We start from the raw sequence: 22,581 nt of genomic DNA, 5'->3' as shown, positions 1-22,581 counted from the left end.
GCTTTTATTGTTATGCCCCCCACCGGGGAGTACGCCGTCAGTATCACTGTGCAGATTGTTGGAATCTATTATCGAATTTTCAACAAATCATTCCCCTGAAGAATGTATTGATTGGACGTTCAAGCATCGCCCTGCTGCTGGAGGATGTCGATAAAACGCCGCGTGGCGGGAGACAGGTAGGCATCGGTGCGATGGATCACACCGAAACGACGAGGCATGGTGGTTTTTTCGTTGGGGATTTCGATCAGCACATCGCCGGTGCTCGCCAGATTGCGCCGGGAAACGAAACTCAACAGGCCGGTTTCAGCGATCAGGTTGCGCATCGACGCCAGGGAGCTGGACACGATGGCGACGTCCGGTGCCGGCAGGCCGTTGGCGCTGAACGCAGCTTCCAGCCATTGGCGCGTCGCCACCGAGGTGGGCGACAGAATCCAGCGGTATTCGCACAACGCTTGCATCGGTACGTGCCGGCCCGCCAAGGGGTGATTAGCGCTTGCGACCACCACCACTTCGTCATTCAGGATCGCCAGTTCGCTCAGTTCTTCATCACGGGTTCCCAACGGCCCCACCACCAGGTCGAGCGCGCCCTTGCGCAGGGAGTCGTGCAGCACGTCGTTCATGCCGATCTGGATCTCAAGCAACACGGCAGGCGCTTGTTCCTGAAGCAGGCGGCATGCCTTGGGCAAGACGAATTCGGCCGTGGTAGCCGCCGCCCCGACGCGAATGACGCCCGCCAGGCCCTTGCCCATCGAGGCCGTCTGACGCCGGGTTTCGTCCAGCAATCTTTCAACCTTCTGCGAGCGCTCGCACAGCAACTGACCGGCGCTGGTCAACCTGATCCCGCGCCCTACCCGCTCAAACAGCTCGGCGCCGTAGGCGTCTTCCAGCCGATCAATGCATTTGGATAGCGCCGACTGCGAAACATGCAGCACCTCCGCCGCTCGTCCCAGGTGGCCCAACTCGGCGATTTTCATGAAGTACGCCAAATCACGTATCTGAAGATTGATGCTCATCGAGGCACTGTTCCCTCACGCGAACCCAGAGTGGCGGGCAGGGTAACCCATCAAACAGGAACATGGGGCAGCAGGTTCAGCCCTGCATCAGGAAGGCGCCTGCCGGAATCCGCTTTCGCAGCTTCTTGCAGCTGCCTGGAGGAGGCTGATGCCCAGGCGGGCGATCGGGGAACCAGATGCGGCATTGACCCGGCGGCGGCCAATGGCCGCGGGGAATCGCAATCTCATCGTTCGCGGATTCTGCCGCGGTGGAAGCCACCTGAAATTGTCCTTCGGGCTGCGTTCTGGTAGTCGCCGCAGAATCCGCCACGCGAGCGAAGTTGCCAGCGAGGGGCTGCGTCTGCGCAGTGGATTGTTCAGCCGCCGCCCGTTCTGCTTCGCGGAGCCTTTGCGCCTCCGCTTCGCGGGCCTTCTGTGCGGCGACCAGGTCCTCCTGGGCCTTGGGTGGGGTACCCGAAGCCTGGGCCTGCTGCGCCGCCTGGATCAACTGGAAGTTGCGGTTGCGCAATTCGACGTTGCTGCCAACCCGCAGGTTCGAGCGCGCCGCCAGGGTTTCCGCCTGCTGGTACTGCCCCTGCTGCAGGCGCAGTACACCGAGGTAATGCAGGGTCGCGGGATTGTTCGGCTGGATATGCAGGGCACGCTCGAGCGTGGCAGCGGCCTGGTCCAGCTGGCCATTTTCATACTGGCGCGAGGCGGTTTCGATCAGGGTGGTGGATGCGCTGTTGCTTTGCGCGGGCGCTCGTCGCTCGGCAGCCACCGAGGAAAACGACGCGACGGCGCAGCACGCCAGGATGAGGCTAGGCAGAAAACGCAGGGTTGGCATCGGGGGCAGACTCGGCTGATGTCGGACGGCACCGCCATGAAAGCAGGCCACCAGCACTGCTCGGAATCTCCGATGCAGGGCCCATACAGACCTGGCCAACAGCCTGAAGTTCCCGGCCAAAGGCCACTTCAGGCAATGTCCGACCGCTGCCCTTCGATCAGCCAAATCCTGCCTTTTTAAAAAGCATTAAATTTTCAACTTTAAAAAAATTGAACTATACCCAATGGGCAACTGTACCTCGCCCGGTCCCAAGCACCTGTGCAGGTGTTTGTACCCGGTAACTCATCGTCAAAACAGACCAGGAGCCACTGGTTATGAATGTTTTGAAAGTTGCTGCAAGCGATGCCGTTCTGGAGTGTTTCCAGACTTCCCGCCCGATTGTTGCCCTGGATCAAACTGACTTTACCGACGTCGCCGCTGCGGTGCTGACCGTAGACGATGTGATGGGCGGCGCGCTGGATGCCATTCAACGAACTGGCTTCGACATCCCGCTGTTTCTGGTGGTGCCTCGCGGCGGCGCGGGCAATCGTGCACTGGATGTCTACAAGCGTTTGCACGAGGTGATCCTGCTGGTCAACGGTGTGTTTGACCTCTCCAGCTACAACGCCGAGTACTACGGCAACCAGCTCGAAACCGCCGCCAAGGCCTATGAAGAAAATTTGCTGCCGCCCTTCTTCGACGCCCTCAAACACTACACCGAGGCCGCCAATGCGACCTTCGCCTGCCCCGGTCACCAGGGCGGCCAGTTCTTTCGCAAGCACCCCGCCGGCCGCCAGTTCTTCGATTTCTTCGGTGAAACCCTGTTCCGCGCCGACATGTGCAACGCCGATGTCAAGCTCGGCGACCTGCTGATCCACGAAGGCCCGGCCCTGCTGGCGCAGAAGCATGCCGCCACAGTGTTCAACGCGGACAAGACCTACTTCGTGCTCAACGGCACATCGGCGTCGAACAAGGTGGTGACCAACGCGCTGCTGACGCCTGGCGACCTGGTGCTGTTCGATCGCAACAACCATAAATCCAACCATCAGGGGGCGTTGATCCAGGCCGGTGCCACGCCGGTGTACCTGGAAACAGCGCGCAACCCCTACGGTTTCATCGGTGGCATCGACGCCCATTGCTTCGAGGAAAACTACCTGCGCGAACTGGTCAATGAAGTCGCCCCGGACAAGGCCCGGCTGCCACGGCCGTTTCGCCTGGCGATCATCCAGTTGGGCACCTATGACGGCACCATCTACAACGCGCGCCAGGTGGTCGACCGCATCGGCAAGCTGTGCGACTACATCCTGTTCGACTCGGCGTGGGTGGGCTATGAACAGTTCATCCCGATGATGAAGGATTGCTCGCCCATGCTGCTGGATCTGGGTGAAGACGACCCGGGCATTTTCGTCACCCAATCGGTGCACAAACAGCAGGCCGGCTTCTCCCAGGCCTCGCAGATCCACAAGAAGGACCGCCACATCAAGGGCCAGGCGCGCTACTGCAATCACGCGCGCTTGAACAACGCGTTCATGGCCCAGGCCTCCACCAGCCCGTTCTACCCGCTGTTCGCCTCGCTGGATGTGAATGCACGTATCCACGCCGGCCGCAGTGGCTTGCGCCTGTGGGAAGACTGCGTGAAATTTGGCATCAACGCGCGCAAGCTGATCCTCGAGGCCTGCACCCTGGTGCGTCCGTTCGTGCCGGAAACCATCGACGGCCGCCCATGGCAGGACCACCCCACCGACGCCATCGCCAACGACCTGCGCTTCTTCGAGTTCCACCCCAAGGATCGCTGGCACGCCTTCCCCGGATATGCTGACAAGCAGTACTTCATCGACCCCTGCAAGCTGCTGTTCACCACCCCCGGCATCGACCCGATCGACGGCAGTTACACCGATTTCGGCATCCATGCCGGCATCCTGGCCAACTTCCTGCGCCAGAACGGCATCGTCCCGGAGAAGTGCGACCTCAACTCGATCCTGTTCCTGCTCACGCCCGCCGAAGACTGGGCGAAGATGAGCCACCTCGCCGCGCAACTGGCCCGCTTCGAGCAATTTCTTGCCGATGACGCGCCCATGAGCCGGGTGCTGCCGGCCATCTACGCACGCCATGAAGACCGCTACCGCAACTACAGGATCCGCCAGCTCTGCCAGGAAATGCACGACCTCTACCGCAGCCATAACGTGCAGCAACTGCAGAAGGACATGTTCCGCAAGGAGCACTTCCCGAAAAAAGCCATGAACCCGCAACAGGCGCAGATCGAATTCATCCGCGGCAACGTCGAGCTGGTGGCGCTGAGCGATGCCGATGGCCGTGTCGCTGCCGAAGGCGCGCTGCCCTACCCACCGGGTGTCCTGTGCGTGGTGCCGGGGGAAATCTGGGGTGGTGCGGTACTGAAGTACTTCCTGGCGCTGGAAGAAGGCATCAACGCTTTGCCCGGGTTCACGCCGGAACTGCAGGGCGTGTACCTGAAAGAACAAGGCGGCCGTATTCGCGCCTATGGGTATGTGCTCAAGACCTGATCCTCGACACTTGAACAGGGCAAGGAGAGTGCGATGGCTGATTCAAGCAAGAAAATGGGCCTGATGGGGCTCACCACGCTGGTGACGGTCAACATGATGGGGTCAGGCATCATCATGCTGCCCACCAACATGGCCCAACTCGGGGCAGTCTCGCTGTTGTCGTGGATTTTCACGGCGATCGGCTCGATGGCCATCGCGTACTGCTTCGCCCAGTGCGGGGTGTTCTGCAATCGTTCTGGTGGCTTGTCCGCCTACACCGAAGAAGCTCACGCGAAGTCGGGCTTCTTCCTCTGTTCCTATCTATATTTCCTGTCACTGGCGATCGCCAATGTGGCCGTGGCGATCTCGGCGGTGGGCTACATGACCGCGTTCGTACCCTGGCTGGGTACTGGCGCCATCCCGCTGTGCATCGGCACGATCGGCCTGATCTGGTTGACCACCATCGCCAACTTCGGTGGCCCCGGCATTACCGGCAAGATCGGGGCGATCACGGTGTGGGGCGTGATCATACCGGTAGCGGGCCTGAGCATCATCGGCTGGTTCTGGTTCAAGCCAGATGTGCTGGCTGCCGCCTGGAACCCGAACAGCCTGCCAATTTCCGAAGCAATCTCCAAAGCCATACCCCTGACCCTCTGGGCCTTCCTGGGCATGGAGTCGGCGGCCCAAGCTACTGATGCCGTGGAAAACCCCAAGCGCAACGTGCCGCTGGCCTGCCTGTTCGGCACCCTGGGTGCCGCCGCGGTCTACGTGCTGTCGACCACTGTCATCCAGGGCATCGTTCCCAATGCCGAACTGGCCAACTCCTCGGCGCCCTTCGCGCTGGTCTACAGCAAGATATTCAGTCCGATGGTGGGCAACATCGTCATGGCACTGGCAGTCATGGCCTGTGTCGGCTCGCTGCTGGGCTGGCAGTTCACCCTGGCACAAACCGCCAAGATGACGGCCGACCAGAACCTGTTCCTCAAGCTGTTCAGCAAGGTCAACGCCAGCAATGCGCCCGTCGTCGGCATGATCGTGTGCGGCGTGCTGCAGACTCTCATGGCCCTGTCGACCATCTCACCCGATGCCGCTGCGCAATTCAGCAAGCTGGTCAGCCTGGCGGCAGTGACCAACCTGATTCCTTACATCACGGCGCTGACCGGCTTGCTGGTGATCATGCACAAGGCCAATGTCGCGCCCAGTGTGTACACGCGTAACCTGGTGGTGTTGCTGATTGCGGTGGCTTACTCCTTGTATGCCCTGTATGCCTGCGGCAAGGATGCGGTCATGGGCGGCACGCTGGTCCTTGCCGTCGGTTACTTGCTCTATGGCTTCCTCGCCAAGCGTTTCGTCGACGTGCCACCCGCCGCCCAAGCCAGGGCCGGCAATGTTTAGGCATCGCAACCAGGACTGCACAGACCTCCGTACACGGGGAAACCGGACATGAACGCACCCTTTGCTAAAACCACTCGCCTGCTGCTCGCCCTGGTGTTCACCACGTTGCCGCTGGTGGCGGGCGCCAACACCCTGGAGCGCATCCGCACCAGCAATGCCTTCACCCTGGGCTACGTGCCGGACCTGTCGCCCTTCAGCGTTGCACAAGGCGACAAGGCCAGCGGTTATGCCATCGACCTGTGCCTGAAGATCGCCGACAAGCTCAAGACCGAGCTCAACCTGCCCAACCTGCAGGTGCGCTACCAGCCCGTCACGGTTGCCGAAGAGACCAGCGCGGTGAAGCTAGGCAAGGTCGACATCCTCTGCACGCCTACCCCACCGACCCTCGAACGGCGCAAGACCATCAGCTACTCGATACCGGTGTACACCGCCGGCCTCTCGGTACTGGTGCGCAAGGATGCCGCCGAATCGCTGCTCAACGCGCTCAATGGTAAAGAGGCCAACCCCGGCCCGACCTGGCGGGCGACGATCAACCGCGGCCTGGCCAACCAGACCTACGCCACCATCGAGGGCGGTGTGACCGAAGACTGGATTCGCGAACGGATGCGCATGCTCGGCGTGATCGCTTCGCTGGTGACCGTGGCCAATACCGAAGAAGGGGCCGGGCTGGTGGCCGCACGCAAGGCCGATGCGTTCTTCGCCGAGCGCATGTTCCTGAAGAACCAGGTGGAAAAAGGCGGCGCCAACAATGACCTGATGGTCCTGGACCGCATCTTCGAGTACGCGCCGGTGGCGATGATCGTCGAACGCGGTGACGAGGACTTCCGCCTGCTGGTCGATACGGCGCTGAGCGAGGCTTATCGATCCGGTGCCATTGAGCAGGGGTACGACAAGTACCTGGGCGGGATCAACGGGACGATGAAAAAACTGTTCAGGGTGTATGCATTGCCTTGAACAGTTTTTAGAACGCCAACTTGTAGCCGATCAACACCAGCATCGTCGCCAGGCAAGGGCGCAGCCATTCATCGGAGATGCGCCCGGTCAGGTGGCTGCCCAGGTAGATACCCGGCAGCGAACCAACCAGCAAATAGCCGAGCACGTGCCAGTCCATGTTGCCCATGCTCGCATGGCCAAGGCCGGCGACCAGGGTCAGGGGTACGGCGTGGGCGATTTCCGTGCCGACCAGGCGACGGGTCGGCAGCAACGGATAAAGAATGAACAACGCCACGGTGCCCAGGGCGCCAGCGCCGATCGAGGTCAGTGCGACCATGGTGCCCAGGACCAGACCGGTGATCACGGTCAGGACATTCAGCCGCGCACCGCTGGGCTTGTAGTTGCCGCCCGCGCGCTTGTGGGCAAAATCGAGCAGGCGCTTCTTGAACAGGATCGCCAACGCGGTGGCGAACAGGACGAAGCCCAAGGCCTGTTTGATGATCGCGTTCATCGCGTCGGGCGCTTCGTTCAGGCTGCTCAGGAACCACAACGTCAACATTACCGCCGGCACGCTGCCGAGGGTCAACCAACCGGTAATCGACCAGTCGATGTTGTTGTTTTTCCTGTGCACCAGCACGCCACTGGACTTGGTGATGGCCGCGTACAGCAGATCAGTGCCGACCGCGGTGGCCGGGTTGATGCCGAACCACAGCAGAATGGGCGTCATCAACGACCCGCCACCGACGCCGGTCATGCCGACGATAAAGCCAACCACCAGCCCGGCCACGACCAACCCGATATTCAACAGATCCATTGATACGTCCAAAAACCACAGGGAATAACTGGCCCGCAGCATAGCGACATTTCTTATAACCAGTTATATCGATGCGATCTATCTTTATGCCCTGTTTGCATCTTGCCCTGCATCTGTCACACCGCGTCATCGTTCTTCGCCTGCAGGAGCGAGGCTTGCCCGCGAACCAAGCGCCGCCGTGTATCTGTTTCACCGCGTCATCGTTCTTCGCCGGCAAGCCTGGCTCCTACAAATAAAAGCAGGTCACTGCACCGGCAGGAAATTCAGGAACAGCAGGCTCTGCGCATAATTCAAGCCAATCCGCCGGTAGCGCTCGTCGAGCATCTGGGTCAGCAGGTCCAGCCGTGCGACGATCTTGCCGAACTCCACGGCAAAACTCAGGTTGCTGCCCTCCTCCGAGATTTCGTTGGAGAACAGCATGGGCTGGCCGTCCTTGTTCTGCCGCTGGCTGAGGATCCAGGTGGCGATCTCGATGTTGCGCGCAGCATTGCTGACGAATGTCGGGTTGATCGCGTCCGTCATGTAGAACTCCAGGCGATTGCCATGGGCGGTCACCAGCATGCTGCCGATGGCATAGATGAACGCACCGACCCGATCACCGAGAAACTCCGGGCTCATGGCAAACCGCAATGCCGCCAGATCCTTCTTGCCCCCCAGCGTGGGCAACGGCTCTTGCTGCTCAATGGCCATGCGCACCTGTCTGCCCGCGGTGCGGGCATCCAGGAAGCCGGATTTTTTCAACTCCTCGGGGTTGCGCAGGTACAGCTTGCCCATCAGCAGGTAAAGGCTGTCGAGGTTGTCACGCATGGTCAGCGTGGCCATGCGGTCGACGCTGGTCTGCAGGAACTCCTGGGGTTTGCCGTCGCGTATCTGGGTGAACAGGTCGTTGCCTGGCTGATGGCTGCAACCACTGGCCAAGAGCAACGACAGACCGACCAGCAGCAGGCGGATTGAGCGATTGATGTGGGGTGAAACTCGAGCCATGGGTATTGAACTTGGGCATGGGCCGACGGTGGGGATCGCCGTCGGCTGGCAAGGGATAGAGCCGTTGGTGGCGCAAAAGTGCAGTGGGGAGGGTTACGAATCGATCACCGGCAGTTGCAGGGGCTGGCTTGCCGGCGAAGGCGTCCTTGAACATTGCGTTGGTTTTTCGGACGCTTTCGCCGGCAAGCCTGGCTCCTACAGTAGATCGGGTGCAGCCGCGAGCGACTGGTCGGCCATCAGGCCGTCAGGGTGGAACCCGAGGGACTATCCTGATGCCAACCGCAATAATGACCACAAGGAGTAAAACATGCGCACCCAGCAACTGGCCGGCACCCAGGTCCCCGTCATCGGCCAGGGCACCTGGCAAATGGGCGAGGACCCCGCCCGCCATCAAGCGGAAGTTGCCGCGCTACGCCTGGGCATCGAACTGGGCATGACCTTGATCGACACCGCCGAAATGTACGGCGAAGGCGGTGCCGAGCTCGTGGTGGGTGACGCCATCGCCGGCCTGCGCGACCGGGTCTTCCTCGTCAGCAAGGTCTACCCGCACAACGCCAGCCGCCAGGGCATTCCCCAGGCGTGCGAGCGCAGCCTGCGCCGGTTGAAGACCGATACCATCGACCTGTACCTGTTGCACTGGCGTGGCCAGTATCCCCTGGAAGAAACGGTGGAGGCCTTCGAACGCCTGCGTGAAGCCGGCAAGATCGGCCGTTGGGGCGTGTCCAACCTGGATCTCGACGACCTGCACGAACTGAACGCAACGGCCTGCGCCACCAATCAAGTGCTCTACAACCTGGAGGAACGTGGCATAGAATTTGATCTATTACCCTGGTGCAAGGAGCAGCGCATGCCGGTCATGGCCTACTGCCCGATCGGCCAGGCAGGGAAAATGCTGGCCAATGCTACGCTCAAACAAGTAGCTGCCCGCCACGACGCCACGCCGGCCCAGGTTTCACTGGCATGGCTGCTGCGCCAGGACGGCGTGATCGCCATCCCCAAGGCCGTCCGCCCCGAACACGTGCGACTCAATGCGCAAGCGGCGCAACTGAAGTTGGAGGCTGGGGATCTGGAGGCGCTGGACCAAGCGTTTCAGGCGCCCAAACGCAAGCAGCGGTTGGCCATGGTCTAAGCCATCGCGGTGACAGAGGGCTTCCACATGAGAAGCACCGATCAACCGGACGTCTTCAACCTGCAACGCTTCGTCCAGGCGCAGAACCCGGTGTTCGAGCGGGTCCAGGCTGAACTGGACGCCGGCCACAAGCGCAGTCACTGGATGTGGTTCGTTTTTCCGCAGTTTGCCGGGCTGGGTGACAGCGAAATGTCACGACGCTTCGCGATCCGTTCCCGGGAAGAAGCACAGGCCTATCTTGCACATCCGCTGCTGGGTGTGCGGCTGAGGACCTGTACCCAGCAGGTGCTGAACATCCAGCAACGCTCGGTGGCGGCGATTTTCGGCCACCCCGACGACCTGAAATTTCGCTCCTCGATGACCTTGTTCGCCCAGGTCGCGGCTGACGACAGTCTCTTTCATCAAGCCTTGAACCAGTACTTTCACGGCATCGTGGATGACTGGACCTTGTCGCTGATGGACTCAAAACAGGCCCAACTGCCCCCCCACCAGGGTTGAGAAGTCGTCATCGACGAACGGCAGGATGGCATCCGCCACCGGTTGCAGTTGCCGGGTGATGTAGTGGTCGTAATCGATCGGCGCGCTGCGGATTTCCAGCGGCTCGGGGCCGGCAACGGTGATCACGTAGCTGATCCAGCCGCCATTCTGGTACTGCCGCGGGCGGCCCTGGCGATCGTTGTAGTCGTCGGCAATTCGCGCCGCCCGTACATGGGGCGGGACGTTGCGCTGGTAGTCGTCCAGTGTGCGGCGCAGGCGCTTGCGGTAGATCAGGCGGTCGTCGAACTCACCGGCCAGGGTCTTGCGCACATACTCGCGCACGTAGTCCTGGTAGGGCTTGCGGTGGAAGATCAGCGAATACAGCTCCTGCTGGAACTGCCGGGCCAGCAGCGACCAGTCGGTACGCACGGTTTCCAGGCCCTTGTAGACCATTTCGTCACTGCCATCGGCGCGCGTGACCAACCCCGCGTAACGCTTCTTGCTGCCCTCCTCCGCGCCGCGGATGGTCGGCATGAGGAAGCGCTTGTAGTGGGTTTCGAATTGCAGCTCCAGCACGCTCTCCAACCCATATTCTTCACGCACGTGCTCGCGCCACCACTGGTTGACGTGATCGACCAGCGCGCGGCCGATCTGCGCGGCTTCCTGCTGGCCGTGGGCGCGCCGCAGCCAGACGAAGGTCGAGTCGGTGTCGCCGTAGATCACCGTGTGACCCTGGGCTTCGATCAGCTTGCGAGTGCGCAGCATGATCTCGTGGCCACGCAAGGTAATCGATGACGCCAGGCGCGTGTCGAAGAAGCGGCACCCACTGGAACCGAGCACACCGTAGAAGGCGTTCATGATGATCTTCAGCGCCTGGGACAGTGGCGCGTTGTGCTCGCGCTTGGCGGTTTCCCGGCCCTCGGCGACCCGGGCGACGATCGCGGGCAGGCAATGCCGGGTGCGGGAAAACCGCGCCCCGCGAAAACCCGGCACCGAATCCAGGTCATCGGGGTGCTTGAGCCCTTCGATCAGGCCCACCGGGTCAATGAGGAAGGTGCGGATGATCGACGGGTAAAGGCTTTTGTAGTCGAACACCAGCACCGATTCGTACAGCCCCGGTTGCGAGTCCATGACAAAACCGCCGGGGCTGGCTTGCGCCGGCTTGCTGCCCAGGTTGGGCGCGACGAAGCCCTGGCGGTGCATCAGCGGCATGTAGAGGTGGGTGAACGCCGCCACCGAACCGCCCATGCGATCGGCCGGCAACCCGGTGACACTGGCCCGTTCCAGCAGGAACTTGAGCAGTTCGGTCTTGGCGAAGATCCGCGTGACCAGCTCGCAGTCCTTGAGGTTGTATTTGGCCAGCGCCGGCTTGTCCTCGGCGAACATGCGGTTGATTTCATCCATGCGCTGGTACGGGTTATCAATCGACTTGCCCTCGCCCAGCAGGGTTTGCGCGACGTTTTCCAGGCTGAACGAGGGGAAACTCCAGGTCGCCGAGCGCAGGGATTCGATGCCGTCGATGATCAGCCGGCCGGCGGCGGATGCGAAGTAATGGTTACCGCTACCATGTTCGCGCCATTGCATTTCCTCGCCGCCACGCCCCAGCTTCAGCGGCACGGCCAGGCGCCGGGCGTGTTCATGCAATACCCGCAGGTCGAACTGCACGACGTTCCAGCCGATGATGGCGTCGGGGTCGTGGCGGGCGAACCATTCATTGAGCTTTTTCAGCAGCTGGGTTCGCGACTCGCAGTATTCGAGCTGGAAATCCACCCCGCCGTGGTCGCCATTGGGCGGGCCGAGCATATAGACCTGACGCTCGCCGCAACCTTCCAGGGCAATGGAATACAGTTCGGCCTGGGCGGTGGTTTCGATGTCCAGGGACACCAGTTTCAGGCTGGGGCGGTAGTCCGGGTCGGGCTTCATCTGCGCATCGAGCAGTAGGCCCTCGGCCCCCGACGTGCCGCCAAAGCGCACGGGCGCGGTGATGAACCGCTCCATCATGTAGCGCTCCGGCGGGCGCACATCGGCCTCGTACACCTCAACGCCCGCCCTGCGCAGCGCGGTTTCCAGGCGCATCAGTTGCCCGTGCTGCCGGCAATACAGGCCGAGCACCGGACGATGGTCGAAGTCCTGCAGGGCCAAGGGCTTGAGCTCGACGTTTTTTTCGTCGCGCAACAGCGCCTCGGCTTGCTCGCGCTGGTCTGCCGGGATGAACGCCACCGACGGCTGATGAGGCAGGCGGATGCGCCGGGGACCGCTATCGGTCGCCAGCCAGAACTCGACTTCGGTGCCCGCCGGAGTGTCGCGCCAATGCCGGGTCAGGACGAAGCCCTGCGGTAAATCCACCACTGCAAACCTCAACGCTGATTCAGAGGGTGATTCTACCCCGTCATCGACGGCGATAGCGCGCAGGTTTCTGGCCAACATCAACCCTGTGGGAGCGAGCCTGCTCGCGATAGCGGACTGACATTCACCCTTTATGTCGACTGACACGACGAATTCGCGAGCAGGCTCGCTCCCACCGTTTTTTTGCCAACCTGGAATAGGAGGTTTACCAGGGAAAATCCGCCGAATGACGTTTTTTGCGTGCTATCTGCCGCTTTTGCCCTTGCCCTGAACGCCTGGGTCTACGATTCTTCAAGGACAACGACAACACCCGGACAACCGCCATGAAAACCGTCGCGCAACTGCTCAAGATGAAAGATCAGAAGAATCAGGAAGTGCACCAGATCAAACCTGATCACATGGTGCTCGAAGCGCTGATGAAGATGGCCGAAAAGAACGTCGGTGCCTTGCTGGTGGTGGAAAATGACGAGGTGCTGGGCATCATCAGTGAACGCGACTACGCGCGCAAACTGGTGCTGCATGGCCGCTCCTCCGTGGGCACGCCGGTACGCGACATCATGGTATCGCCCGTCATCACCGTGAACACTCATCAAACCGTCGACACCTGCCTGGGCATCATGTCCGACAGGCGCTTGCGCCACCTGCCGGTGGTGGAAGACGGCAAGTTGATCGGCCTGCTGTCGATCGGCGACCTGGTCAAGGAAGCCATCGCCGAGCAAGCCGAACTGATTCGCCAGCTGGAGCAGTACATCCGCGGCGAATGATGCACCCTCTGTACTTGTAGGAGCCAGGCTTGCCGGCGAAGAACGATGACGCGGTTTTACAGACACACCGCGTCATCGTTCTTCGCCGGCAAGCCTGGCTCCTACAAGGTTTTTGACGTACCTACGACGGCCAATGCCGGGCAAACACCGGCGCCAGCGTCGGATGCCGGTCAATCCTTTCCAGCCAGGCGGAAAAGCCCGGCCGGGTGCGGCGTAAATGTTCGCGGCTGCCCGCCCACCGCGTGATCACCGCCGCCAGCACATCCAGCGCGCCCGGTGTCTCGTCCCCCAGATACAACTCGGCGGAAAACTGATCGGCAAACACTTCCCAACTCCAGTGAAGACGCTGCCGGGCACCGGCCATGAGGTTTTGCCGCGACGACTCATCCGCACTGGCCAGCCAGCGCTCCGGGTAATCGATGATGCCGATGGCCGCATAACAATTGCTGACGATGAACGCCAGGCCGCGAATGGCCTGGTCACGGTCGGCAGGGTCAGCCGGCAACAGGTTCGACTGGGGAAACGTCAACCCAAGATGGATCAGGATCGCCGCGCTCTCGGTGAGGATGCCGCCGTTGGGCAGTTGCAGCGTGGGGATCTGCTTGAGCGGATTGAGTTTCTCCAGTGCCTGGGCGGCCTCCGGGGAAGTCTCGACATCGATGAAGCGATAGGCGATCTCACACAGCTCCAGTGCCGCCTCGATCGCGGCCGCGCCCGAGTTCTGATGCCCGTAGAGTTGATACATACACACCTCCTGTTGGCCGCGATCAGCACCAGCTAACCAGTGTAGAAGGCGCCATCGACCACGGCCCGAACGTCCGACGACTGCAACATCACGCCCACGAACGGTATCGCCGCGCCCCTATCAATAACGTCGATGTTCACCATCACGTCAATGAAGTTCTCTTAAAAACTGCACGGCGTAACATCAGCTCCATACCAACCAACAACACCCCGGAGCACACGATCATGAAACGCCAAACCCTCCTCAGCATCGCTTTCTCGGTTTTCGCAGTTAACGCTTTTGCCGCTACCTCTGTTCAGCCTGTCGTGGCTGAAGGTGGCTCGGATCGTCTGATTGAAAGCCGGGTGGCCGAGGGTGGTTCGGATCGCCTGATCGAGAATCGCGTCGCCGCAGATGGTTCGGATCGCTTGCAAGACAACACCGTCGCCGCCGACGGCTCTGACCGCCTGCAAGGCAACACCGTCGCCGCCGATGGCTCCGACCGTCTGCAAGGCAACACTGTCGCTGCCGATGGCTCCGACCGCCTGCAAGGCAACACCGTCGCCGCCGATGGCTCCGACCGCCTGCAAGGCAACACCGTCGCTGCCGATGGCTCGGATCGCCTGCAAGGCAACACCGTCGCTGCCGATGGCTCTGACCGCCTGCAAGGCAACACTGTTGCCGCCGATGGCTCCGACCGCCTGCAAGGCAACACCGTCGCCTGACCCTATCGCTTCACCGCACCCACAAAAAGCCCGGCCTGATCAGCCGGGCTTTTTCATGCATTTATTCCGGGTCTGCTCAACGCGCCATGCAGCGCTGATAACGCTCGTCGACCCGTTTGGCAAACCAGGCGGTGGTGAGCTTGCGGGTGATTTTCGGGCTTTGCAGCACGATCCCCGGCAATACCGCGCGCGGCAGGGAACGACCTTCGGCCTGTTCGGCCAAGGCGAAGACCCGCTGATAGAGTTCGCTGTCCTCGAACGCCAGGGTGTTGCCCTCCTCCAGTTGATCCCTGATCGTCGGATTGCGCATGCCCAGCTGTTTGCCCAGGGTGCGCACCGCACGTTCCGTGGTGCCGGGCATGATCGAACCGTAGCGAACCAGGTCGCCATCCAGCGCCAGCGGGATGCCCGAGGCCCGGCTCACGGCGTTCTGGAAAGCGGCGTTACGACTGGCGTACCAACCGGCGTTGAAATCGGCGAAGCGGTACAGCGGCTGCTTGTAGCTCACCGGATAACCGAGCAGGTGCGCGATGCCGAAGTACATGCCGCCGCGGCGGGTAAAGACTTCACGCCGTATCGAACCGTCCACCGGATACGGATAGCTTTTGGCCTGCTGTTCGGCAAAGTCGATGCTGACCTGCATCGGCCCGCCGGTGTGCACCGGGTTGAAGCCGGCGAACAGGGTCTTGCCCATGGGCACCATGCCGATGAAGTCATCGAAAATCGCGCTCAGCTCCTTTTCGCTGCGCGCCGCATTGAGCCGGTCGCTGTAGGTCTTGCCGTTGGGCGAATTCACCCGCAGTGCACCGCTGACCAACAGTTCCGGGATATGCGCCTTGGCCGCCCGGCGATCGATCTCGTCCCGGGCGATCTTGCCCAGCCCCGGCACGCCGGGGTCCACCTGGAAGGTCGACTCCTGCTCGGTGACCGCCAGCACCGAACAGAGGTTTTGCGTGGTCGGTGCAATGTTCTGCGCGGCGAACGCGGCATAGATGTCCGTGGCCCAGCCCTGGCGGTCGACGGTCTTGGCCGGTAGCAGGCGCACGATCTGCGCCTTGACCTCGGCGGGCTTGCGCGCCGCGGGTTCCTGGGGCCGCTGGCTGCTGCAACCGGCCAGCACCAGTAACGCGGCGATGCTCATGATCAATCGATGGGCTTGCATGTTGCTCCAGGGCGTTCGTTGAACCGGGTTAACCATACGACCAATGACATCGCGCAGGCTATGACCGGGCGCGAACCCGGCTGTTCCTCAGGCGCCCGTGAAAATCGCTGGCCGCTACGGTTTTTTCTCCCGGGGTTATTACCTGCACAGCGTAATACAAACTGATTGCGCAACATGACTGCGAACTCCTATCATTCGCACCTGGAGTCGCATTTGCGCAAGGAGTTCCGCGCCGTCATACCTTTTTATTTGCGGCGGCGCCGCCCAGGAACCCACCATGATGACTCCAGCCCGAACCGGCATACCCTATCGGCCGACGCTACTGGCCTTGCTGTGCTCATTGTCCGTCACGGCCCACGCCGCGACGCCCGCGCCCACCAACTCGACCCCACTGGTGCTGGACAACGTCAACGTCAATGCCCAGGCCCCCTCACCGTCGGACCTGCCCCCGGTGTACGCTGGCGGCCAGGTCGCGCGCGGTGGGCAACTGGGGGTGCTGGGCAACCAGGACATCATGGACGTGCCGTTCAGCGTCACCGCCTACACCGAAGAACTGATCCGCGACCAGCAAGCCGAAACCGTGGGTGATGTGCTGCTCAACGACTCATCGGTGCGCCAGGCCTCGGGGTTTTCCAACCAGGCCCAGACCTTCATGATCCGCGGGCTGCCGCTCAACGGGGACGACATCTCCTTCAATGGCCTGTACGGCATTTTGCCCAGGCAGATCATTTCCACCGATGCCCTGGAGCGGGTCGAAGTGTTCAAGGGCCCGAACGCCTTCATCAATGGCGTGACCCCGAGCGGTTCCGGCATCGGCGGTGGCGTCAATCTGCAACCCAAGCGCGCCGCTGATGCGCCGTTGCGCCGCTTCACCACCGACATCAGTGATGAGGGGCGTATCGGCGAACACCTGGACGTCGGCCAGCGCTTCGGCGAGGACAACCGCTTCGGCGCGCGGATCAACCTGTCCCAGCGCGAAGGCGACACCGCCATAGACGATGAAAACCAGCGTTCCAAGCTGTTCGCCATCGGCCTCGACTACCGCGGCGATGCCCTGCGCGTTTCCGGCGACTTCATCTATTCCAAGGAGCGCATCAACGGTGGGCGCAGTTCGGTAAACCTCGGCACTGCCACGCACATCCCGGACGCCCCATCGGCCGACACCAACTATGCGCAGAAATGGGGCTTCAGCCAGATCGAAGATACCTTCGGCATGCTCCGCGCCGAGTACGACCTCAACGACAGCTGGACCGCCTACGCCGCGGCCGGTGCCAAGCACACCCGTGAAGTCGGCAACTACGACGGCACGACCCTGGTCGGCAACGATGGCAGCTCCGTGACCACCGGCTCGTTCATTCCCCATGACGAGGACAACAGCAGCGCCATGGCCGGCCTCAACGGCAAATTCACCACCGGCCCGGTCAGTCACCAACTCAACTTCGGCCTGGCCGGGATCTGGACCCAGCAACGCAACGCCTTCGATTTCGACCTGACCCGATACCCGAACAACATCTACCACCCGGTCGACGTGCCGGCGCCCCAGGGCGGTTTCTCCGGCGGCGACCTGCACGACCCGGGCATCACCGGTAAAACCTTCGTGCGCAGCGGCGCGGTGTCCGACACCCTGGGCTTTTTCGATGATCGCCTGCTGGTCACCGTCGGCGTGCGTCGCCAGCAACTGGTGGTTCAGGGTTATGCCTATGGCACTGGAACCCGCACCTCCAACTACGACGAATCGATCACCACCCCGGTGTACGGCATCGTGTTCAAGCCGTGGGATCACGTATCGTTCTATGCCAACCGTATCGAAGGCCTGGCCGAAGGCCCGACGGCGCCCAACACCGCCGGCTCGCGCGTGGTGGTCAACGGCGGCGAAGTCTTTGCCCCGGCCCGCTCCAAACAGATCGAGGCCGGTGTGAAAGTCGACATGGGCACCTATGGCGCGACCCTGGGCGTGTATCGCATCGAACAACCGGCCGATGGCTACACCGAAGTCATCGACGCCAGCACCGCGCGCTTCGTGCACAAGGGTGAGCAGGTCAACAAAGGCGTGGAGCTCAACGTCTTCGGCGAACCCCTCGATGGCCTGCGCCTGCTCAGCGGGGTGACGGTGATGGACACCGAACTGAAGAAAACCCAGGGCGGTCTCAACGACGGTAACCGGGCCATCGGCGTGCCGACCTTCCAGTTCAATGCCAGCGTCGATTGGGACGTACCGGGCCTTCCGGGCGTAGCGTTGAACGGTCGGATGCTGCGCACCGGTGGACAATACGCCGATGCGGCGAACAACCTCAGCCTGCCGGCCTGGAACCGCTTCGATGCCGGTGCCCGCTACGCCTTCAAGGTGCAGGAAAAGGACGTGACCTTGCGTTTTGGCGTCGAAAACGTGGCCAACAAGAAGTACTGGGAATCGGCCCAGGGTGGCTTCCTGACCCAGGGCGAGCCACGGGTGGCCAAGCTGTCGGGGACCATCGACTTCTGATTTCGGCCTGCATCCATTCAGCGGCCAGCCAGGCCGCTGCGCAAGGCTGGACCATACTTGCTGCACACGGCAAGAGGACGGGTTCATGCAGCGCAGCGATGTGTTGATCATCGGCGCCGGCCCGACGGGGCTGGTCCTGGCGCTATGGCTGAGCAAACTGGGGGTGCGCGTGCGGATCGTCGACAAGACTTCTGCACCGGGTACCACTTCACGGGCACTGGCGGTGCAGGCGCGCACGCTGGAGCTGTATCGCCAGTTGGACCTGGCCGACGCCATCGTGCGCGACGGTCATCGGGTCGCGGCCGCCAATTTCTGGGTGAAAGGCCAGCCCGTGGCGCGCCTGCCGTTGAGCCGCGTCGGCGAGGGCCTGACGCCCTACGCCTTCCTCGAAATCTACCCGCAGGACGAACACGAACGGCTGCTGATCGACCGCCTGCAAACCTTCGGCATCACGGTGGAGCGCAACACCGAGCTCGAAGCTTTCGAGCAAACCGCTGACGGCATCAGCGCCACGCTGCGCCTGCCCGACGGCCAGCAGGAAAACTGTCAGGCCTGCTACCTGGCCGGTTGCGACGGCGCCCGTTCGATCGTGCGCAAGACCCTGGACACCGGCTTTCCAGGCGGCACGTACCAGCAGATTTTCTACGTCGCCGACGTGCAGGCCAGCGGCCCGGCGTTCAATGGCGAGCTGCATGTGGATCTTGATGAGGCGGATTTCCTCGCGGTTTTCCCGCTGGCCGGCAGCGGTCGCGCGCGGCTGATCGGCACCGTGCGCGACGAACGCGCCGAACAGGCGCAAACCCTGCAATTCGATGACGTGAGCAGTCGGGCCATCGAGCATATGCAGGTCAAGGTCGAACAACTGAACTGGTTCTCGACCTACCGCGTGCATCATCGGGTGGCGGATCACTTTCGCAGCGCCCGCGCCTTCCTGTTGGGCGACGCCGCCCATGTGCACAGCCCTGCCGGGGGCCAGGGCATGAACACCGGGATTGGCGATGCCATCAACCTGGCCTGGAAACTCGCGGCGGTCCTGAGCGGCGCCGCCGAGGCGAAACTGCTCGACACCTATGAAACCGAACGCATCGCCTTCGCCCGCAAACTGGTCGCCACCACCGACCGGGTGTTCACCTTCGTCACCGCCGACGGGCCCATGGCGGATGTGTTGCGCACGCGGCTGGCGCCCTTCCTGATTCCGAAAATGGCCTCGTTTGAGACCACCCGTGAGTTCCTGTTCCGCACGGTGTCGCAAATCACCCTCAACTACCGCTCGATGCCCTTGAGCGCAGGCGTTGCCGGACGCGTGCATGGCGGCGACCGCCTGCCCTGGGCGCACGACGGCGAAGGGGACAATTTCGAATCGCTCAAATGCCCGACCTGGCAGGTGCATGTGTATGGCGACACCAGCGACGAGATGATCGACTGGTGCCACGAACACCATCTGCCGTTGCATGTATTCGGCTGGCGCCCGGCATTCGAAGCGGCCGGTCTTGGGCGTAGCGGGTTCTACCTGCTACGGCCGGATACGTATGTGGCGATTGCCGAAACCTGCTCGGACCCGAAGGTCATCGAACGGTATTTTCGCGATCGCGGGATCCGGCCGTATTTTGGTGCGCCCTGATTTTAGTTTGGGAGGGGCTATTTGGATTGGGTGTATATCCGTTGCTGCGGTAACGGCCACCTAGGGTTTCGCCCTTACTGTAGGAGCGAGCATGCTCGCGATGGAGGTCAACGATGACACGGGGAGCCTGACACCCCGCGGTGCTCTCAGGTTTTTCGCGAGCAGGCTCGCTCCTACAGAGAACCTCCACTCGGCCTCTCGATGGGGCAAGAAAATCAAAAGCCAGATCAAGATCAAACGCAAAAGCGAGGCGGCCTGACAGCCGACCTGATCGGCAGCCGTACGCATTCCTCTTGTAGAAGCCAGGCTTGCCGGCGAACCAGGCGCTGCGGTGTGTCTGTTGTGCCGCGTTATCGTTCTTCGCCGGCAAGCCTGGCTCCTACAGGGGGTTGGGGTACTTGCAAAAGTCAGGTCGGCTGTCAGGCCGCCTCGCTTTTGTTTTTGATCTGGGTGCCCCGTTAACCACGATGGCCGAACGCAGGCATTGCGCAGTGGGGAAACCGGCAGGACGCCGGTTTAGCCGCGCTGGGCCAGGGATGGCCCATCGCGGCGACCCACGGAGCAATGCCGGAGAGAGGGCATGCCGAGCCTAAGCGAGGCACCAAGTGGTGGGGCAAAGCCTTTTGCTTACTTTTTGGCGTTTGAAAAAGTGAGTCGCTGTAAGAGCGAAACCATAAGTGGCCGTTACCGCAGCAATGGATATGTACCCTGTATTAGACCGCGTCATCGTTCTCTGCCGGCAGTTTTTTTCAGATCCCTGCCTGCGCCAGGTCCATCGCAAAATACGTGAAAATCAGGTCGGCCCCCGCCCGCTTGATAGCGCCGAGGCTTTCGCGCACCACGCGATCCTCATCGATGGCCCCGGCCTGGGCGGCGAACTTGATCATCGCGTACTCCCCGCTCACCTGATACGCCGACAAAGGCAGGCGCGACGCTTCGCGAATGTCGCGGATGATGTCCAGGTACGCACCGGCCGGCTTGACCATCAGCGCGTCGGCGCCTTCCTGTTCGTCCAGCAGCGACTCACGCACCGCTTCACGGCGATTCATCGGGTTCATCTGGTAGCTTTTGCGGTCGCCCTTGAGCGCGCTGCCGCCGGCTTCGCGGAACGGACCATAGAGTGCCGAGGCGAACTTGGTCGAATAGGCCATGATCGCCGTCTGGGTGAAGCCGGCGGCATCGAGCGCCCGGCGAATGGCCTGGACCTGCCCGTCCATCGCCGCCGATGGGGCAATCACGTCAGCACCGGCACGGGCAGCAGCCACCGCCTGTTTACCGAGGTTGAGCAGGGTCTGGTCGTTATCGACCTCGTGGTTGTGCATCACGCCGCAATGCCCGTGGTCGGTGTACTCACAAAAACAGGTGTCGGACATGACGATCATTTCCGGCACGGCATCCTTGGCGATGCGCGACATGCGCGAGACCAGGCCGTTGTCGTTCCAGGTGTCGCTGCCGTTGCTGTCCAGGTGATGGGACACGCCAAAGGTCATCACCGACTTGATCCCGGCGCGGGCATAACGCTCGATCTCCCCCGCCAGTTTCGATTCCGGAATGCGCATCACCCCGGGCATGCTCTTGATCGGTACGAAATCGTCGATTTCTTCTTCGACGAAAATCGGCAGTACCAGGTCATTCAAGCTGAATTCGGTTTCCTGGAACAGACTGCGCAGGCTTGCATTGCGGCGCAGACGGCGTGGGCGTGCTTCGGGGAACTGACTGGACATGGAGATGCCTCAAAAAACGGGAAACAAGATAAAAGTCGTAGAGGGAGCGAAGCTTATGCCCTGCAAGGCGCAGGGCACAAATCGCCCGGGAGGAATGACCCTTGCGGCGTCGGCAATAATCGCTGCCAAAAAGGTCTCAAAGGCTCAGCGTACCGTCGATACAGGTCACCACCGCCCCGCCGATCCAGATGTCATCCCCCACCTGTTCCACCTGGATGCGCCCGGCACGACCCATGGTCAGGCCCTGGCTGACCACATAGCGAGAAGGCGCCAGCCCTTCGCCGAGCAGCCATTGGGCAATCCCGGCGTTGAGGCTGCCCGTGGCCGGATCTTCAGGCATGCCGTCACCGGAAATGAAGGCCCGGACTTCGAACTGCGCGTCATCGCCATCGCGTTCCGGATGCCACGGCGCGATGACACCCACGGCGAGGCCGAGCATCTGCGAATGATCCGGTTGCAAATCCAGCACTTGCTGGCGATCCGCGAGCATCACCGCCAACCAGCCCGCACCGTTATCGACCCACTGCGCGCGGACAATCGCCTCAGGTTCCAGCCCCAGGCCCAACCGCACGCGCGCCATCAGACTGGCATCCACCGGCCCGGTCCTGAGCAGTGGCGGAGCGAGAAACGCCAGCTCCGCGCCCTGTCGACGGACCCGCACCAGGCCGACACCGCACTCCTGGATGATCTCTTCGCCCTTGGGCACACCGCCGGCTTCAAGCCAGGCATGGCAAGTGCCCAACGTTGGATGCCCGGCGAACGGCAATTCCTTGAGGGTCGTGAAGATTCGCACCCGATAGTCGGCACGGGGATCCTGCGGCTCGAGAATGAACGTGGTTTCGCTGAGATTGGTCCAGGTCGCGAACGCCGCCATGCGCTCATCGCTCAGCTTGTCGGCGCCAAACACTACCGCCAGCGGATTGCCTTTGAGCGCCGCGCGACTGAAGACATCGACTTGCTTGAAATTGAATGTATGCATGGC

General features: G+C 62.0%; 19 protein-coding genes and 1 pseudogene. 11 read left to right on the top strand and 9 right to left on the bottom strand.

All coding sequences use genetic code 11. The features are described 5' to 3' along the window. Positions 1-119: 119 nt before the first annotated feature. Together OH720_RS09300 and OH720_RS09295 are read right to left on the bottom strand one after the other, a co-directional pair. A complete protein-coding gene (locus OH720_RS09300; RefSeq protein ID WP_272605340.1) occupies positions 120-1,013 on the bottom strand; it encodes a LysR family transcriptional regulator in 894 nt (297 codons plus the stop codon). A 76-nt stretch (positions 1,014-1,089) separates the two neighbouring features. Next, positions 1,090-1,839 carry a tetratricopeptide repeat protein gene (locus OH720_RS09295; protein WP_272605339.1) on the bottom strand — a complete coding sequence of 250 codons (750 nt, stop codon included), beginning with the start codon at positions 1,837-1,839 and terminating at the stop codon, positions 1,090-1,092. A 314-nt stretch (positions 1,840-2,153) separates the two neighbouring features. Between OH720_RS09295 and speF the strand changes: the two genes are divergently transcribed. The 3 genes from speF to OH720_RS09280 are packed head-to-tail and all read left to right on the top strand — an operon-like array spanning position 2,154 to position 6,668. Further along, positions 2,154-4,340 (top strand): ornithine decarboxylase SpeF, encoded by a 2,187-nt coding sequence (speF, locus tag OH720_RS09290; protein WP_272605338.1) that lies wholly within the window; start codon positions 2,154-2,156, stop codon positions 4,338-4,340. A 33-nt stretch (positions 4,341-4,373) separates the two neighbouring features. Further along, complete coding sequence (gene potE, locus OH720_RS09285; RefSeq protein ID WP_272605337.1) at positions 4,374-5,714, top strand: putrescine-ornithine antiporter; 1,341 nt, start codon at positions 4,374-4,376, stop codon at positions 5,712-5,714. Between the two features lie 48 nt (positions 5,715-5,762). Next, positions 5,763-6,668 carry an amino acid ABC transporter substrate-binding protein gene (locus OH720_RS09280; RefSeq protein WP_272605336.1) on the top strand — a complete coding sequence of 302 codons (906 nt, stop codon included), beginning with the start codon at positions 5,763-5,765 and terminating at the stop codon, positions 6,666-6,668. A gap of 7 nt (positions 6,669-6,675) precedes the next feature. Here OH720_RS09280 and OH720_RS09275 read toward each other — a convergent pair whose 3' ends face one another. Both OH720_RS09275 and OH720_RS09270 read right to left on the bottom strand, forming a co-directional pair. Then, entirely contained in the window at positions 6,676-7,461 is a 786-nt protein-coding gene (locus OH720_RS09275; RefSeq protein WP_272605335.1) for a sulfite exporter TauE/SafE family protein, read from the bottom strand. Between the two features lie 243 nt (positions 7,462-7,704). Next, entirely contained in the window at positions 7,705-8,445 is a 741-nt protein-coding gene (locus OH720_RS09270) for a hypothetical protein (protein ID WP_272605334.1), read from the bottom strand. Here OH720_RS09270 and OH720_RS09265 point away from each other — a divergent pair. Genes OH720_RS09265 through OH720_RS09255 form a run of 3 tightly spaced genes read left to right on the top strand, consistent with a single transcriptional unit; the run spans position 8,444 to position 10,072 of the window. Then, positions 8,444-8,749 carry a hypothetical protein gene (locus OH720_RS09265; protein ID WP_272605333.1) on the top strand — a complete coding sequence of 102 codons (306 nt, stop codon included), beginning with the start codon at positions 8,444-8,446 and terminating at the stop codon, positions 8,747-8,749. The two genes, OH720_RS09270 and OH720_RS09265, sit on opposite strands and share 2 nt — an antisense overlap. Before the next feature lie 3 nt (positions 8,750-8,752). Then, positions 8,753-9,574, top strand: a complete 822-nt coding sequence (locus OH720_RS09260; protein WP_272605332.1) for an aldo/keto reductase — start codon at positions 8,753-8,755, stop codon at positions 9,572-9,574. Positions 9,575-9,601: 27 nt separating this feature from the next. Then, the gene (locus tag OH720_RS09255) at positions 9,602-10,072 is read left to right on the top strand and encodes a DUF1810 domain-containing protein (RefSeq protein WP_008054690.1); all 471 of its coding nucleotides are present in this window, start codon (positions 9,602-9,604) and stop codon (positions 10,070-10,072) included. On the opposite strand, the gene OH720_RS09250 is transcribed toward OH720_RS09255, so the two are convergent. Further along, a complete protein-coding gene (locus OH720_RS09250; protein WP_272605331.1) occupies positions 10,037-12,397 on the bottom strand; it encodes a DNA polymerase II in 2,361 nt (786 codons plus the stop codon). The two genes, OH720_RS09255 and OH720_RS09250, sit on opposite strands and share 36 nt — an antisense overlap. Positions 12,398-12,720: 323 nt before the next feature. On the opposite strand from OH720_RS09250, the gene OH720_RS09245 reads away from it, so the two are divergent. After that, a complete protein-coding gene (locus OH720_RS09245; RefSeq protein WP_272605330.1) occupies positions 12,721-13,161 on the top strand; it encodes a CBS domain-containing protein in 441 nt (146 codons plus the stop codon). Between the two features lie 121 nt (positions 13,162-13,282). On the opposite strand, the gene OH720_RS09240 is transcribed toward OH720_RS09245, so the two are convergent. After that, entirely contained in the window at positions 13,283-13,906 is a 624-nt protein-coding gene (locus OH720_RS09240; RefSeq protein WP_180204956.1) for a glutathione S-transferase N-terminal domain-containing protein, read from the bottom strand. A 224-nt stretch (positions 13,907-14,130) separates the two neighbouring features. Here OH720_RS09240 and OH720_RS09235 point away from each other — a divergent pair, with 224 nt between their 5' ends. Then, complete coding sequence (locus OH720_RS09235) at positions 14,131-14,610, top strand: hypothetical protein (RefSeq protein WP_272605329.1); 480 nt, start codon at positions 14,131-14,133, stop codon at positions 14,608-14,610. A 76-nt stretch (positions 14,611-14,686) separates the two neighbouring features. Here OH720_RS09235 and OH720_RS09230 read toward each other — a convergent pair whose 3' ends face one another. Continuing rightward, a complete protein-coding gene (locus tag OH720_RS09230) occupies positions 14,687-15,772 on the bottom strand; it encodes a DUF1615 domain-containing protein (RefSeq protein WP_272605328.1) in 1,086 nt (361 codons plus the stop codon). A gap of 277 nt (positions 15,773-16,049) precedes the next feature. Between OH720_RS09230 and OH720_RS09225 the strand changes: the two genes are divergently transcribed. The 3 genes and pseudogenes from OH720_RS09225 to OH720_RS31675 form a co-directional block, all read left to right on the top strand. Continuing rightward, on the top strand, positions 16,050-18,254 hold the full coding sequence (locus OH720_RS09225) for a TonB-dependent receptor (protein WP_272605327.1): 2,205 nt from the start codon (positions 16,050-16,052) through the stop codon (positions 18,252-18,254). 85 nt (positions 18,255-18,339) lie between these two features. Next, positions 18,340-19,875 carry an FAD-dependent oxidoreductase gene (locus OH720_RS09220; protein WP_272605326.1) on the top strand — a complete coding sequence of 512 codons (1,536 nt, stop codon included), beginning with the start codon at positions 18,340-18,342 and terminating at the stop codon, positions 19,873-19,875. Between the two features lie 91 nt (positions 19,876-19,966). Then, positions 19,967-20,053 (top strand): annotated as a pseudogene (locus OH720_RS31675) (outer membrane lipoprotein carrier protein LolA); the annotation flags it as partial. Between the two features lie 571 nt (positions 20,054-20,624). On the opposite strand, the gene hemB reads toward OH720_RS31675, so the two are convergent. Both hemB and OH720_RS09210 read right to left on the bottom strand, forming a co-directional pair. After that, complete coding sequence (hemB, locus tag OH720_RS09215) at positions 20,625-21,599, bottom strand: porphobilinogen synthase (RefSeq protein WP_180204961.1); 975 nt, start codon at positions 21,597-21,599, stop codon at positions 20,625-20,627. A gap of 136 nt (positions 21,600-21,735) precedes the next feature. Then, the gene (locus tag OH720_RS09210) at positions 21,736-22,578 is read right to left on the bottom strand and encodes a PhzF family phenazine biosynthesis protein (protein WP_272605325.1); all 843 of its coding nucleotides are present in this window, start codon (positions 22,576-22,578) and stop codon (positions 21,736-21,738) included. Positions 22,579-22,581: the final 3 nt, after the last annotated feature.

The sequence above is a fragment of the Pseudomonas sp. WJP1 genome, assembly GCF_028471945.1.
Classification (GTDB): Bacteria; Pseudomonadota; Gammaproteobacteria; order Pseudomonadales; family Pseudomonadaceae; genus Aquipseudomonas.
The sequence above is the reverse complement of the archived record's forward strand: the minus strand, read 5'-3'. Positions and strand labels throughout refer to the sequence as shown.

Excerpts from the sequence above, each read along its gene's own strand:
- OH720_RS09300 (WP_272605340.1), bottom strand. The coding sequence starts at position 1,013 with ATGAGCATCAATCTTCAGATACGTGATTTGGCGTACTTCATGAAAATC.
- OH720_RS09295 (WP_272605339.1), bottom strand. The coding sequence starts at position 1,839 with ATGCCAACCCTGCGTTTTCTGCCTAGCCTCATCCTGGCGTGCTGCGCC.
- speF (WP_272605338.1), top strand. The coding sequence starts at position 2,154 with ATGAATGTTTTGAAAGTTGCTGCAAGCGATGCCGTTCTGGAGTGTTTC.
- potE (WP_272605337.1), top strand. The coding sequence starts at position 4,374 with ATGGCTGATTCAAGCAAGAAAATGGGCCTGATGGGGCTCACCACGCTG.
- OH720_RS09280 (WP_272605336.1), top strand. The coding sequence starts at position 5,763 with ATGAACGCACCCTTTGCTAAAACCACTCGCCTGCTGCTCGCCCTGGTG.
- OH720_RS09275 (WP_272605335.1), bottom strand. The coding sequence starts at position 7,461 with ATGGATCTGTTGAATATCGGGTTGGTCGTGGCCGGGCTGGTGGTTGGC.
- OH720_RS09265 (WP_272605333.1), top strand. The coding sequence starts at position 8,444 with ATGGGTATTGAACTTGGGCATGGGCCGACGGTGGGGATCGCCGTCGGC.
- OH720_RS09270 (WP_272605334.1), bottom strand. The coding sequence starts at position 8,445 with ATGGCTCGAGTTTCACCCCACATCAATCGCTCAATCCGCCTGCTGCTG.
- OH720_RS09260 (WP_272605332.1), top strand. The coding sequence starts at position 8,753 with ATGCGCACCCAGCAACTGGCCGGCACCCAGGTCCCCGTCATCGGCCAG.
- OH720_RS09255 (WP_008054690.1), top strand. The coding sequence starts at position 9,602 with ATGAGAAGCACCGATCAACCGGACGTCTTCAACCTGCAACGCTTCGTC.
- OH720_RS09245 (WP_272605330.1), top strand. The coding sequence starts at position 12,721 with ATGAAAACCGTCGCGCAACTGCTCAAGATGAAAGATCAGAAGAATCAG.
- OH720_RS09240 (WP_180204956.1), bottom strand. The coding sequence starts at position 13,906 with ATGTATCAACTCTACGGGCATCAGAACTCGGGCGCGGCCGCGATCGAG.
- OH720_RS09235 (WP_272605329.1), top strand. The coding sequence starts at position 14,131 with ATGAAACGCCAAACCCTCCTCAGCATCGCTTTCTCGGTTTTCGCAGTT.
- OH720_RS09230 (WP_272605328.1), bottom strand. The coding sequence starts at position 15,772 with ATGCAAGCCCATCGATTGATCATGAGCATCGCCGCGTTACTGGTGCTG.
- OH720_RS09225 (WP_272605327.1), top strand. The coding sequence starts at position 16,050 with ATGATGACTCCAGCCCGAACCGGCATACCCTATCGGCCGACGCTACTG.
- OH720_RS09220 (WP_272605326.1), top strand. The coding sequence starts at position 18,340 with ATGCAGCGCAGCGATGTGTTGATCATCGGCGCCGGCCCGACGGGGCTG.
- hemB (WP_180204961.1), bottom strand. The coding sequence starts at position 21,599 with ATGTCCAGTCAGTTCCCCGAAGCACGCCCACGCCGTCTGCGCCGCAAT.
- OH720_RS09210 (WP_272605325.1), bottom strand. The coding sequence starts at position 22,578 with ATGCATACATTCAATTTCAAGCAAGTCGATGTCTTCAGTCGCGCGGCG.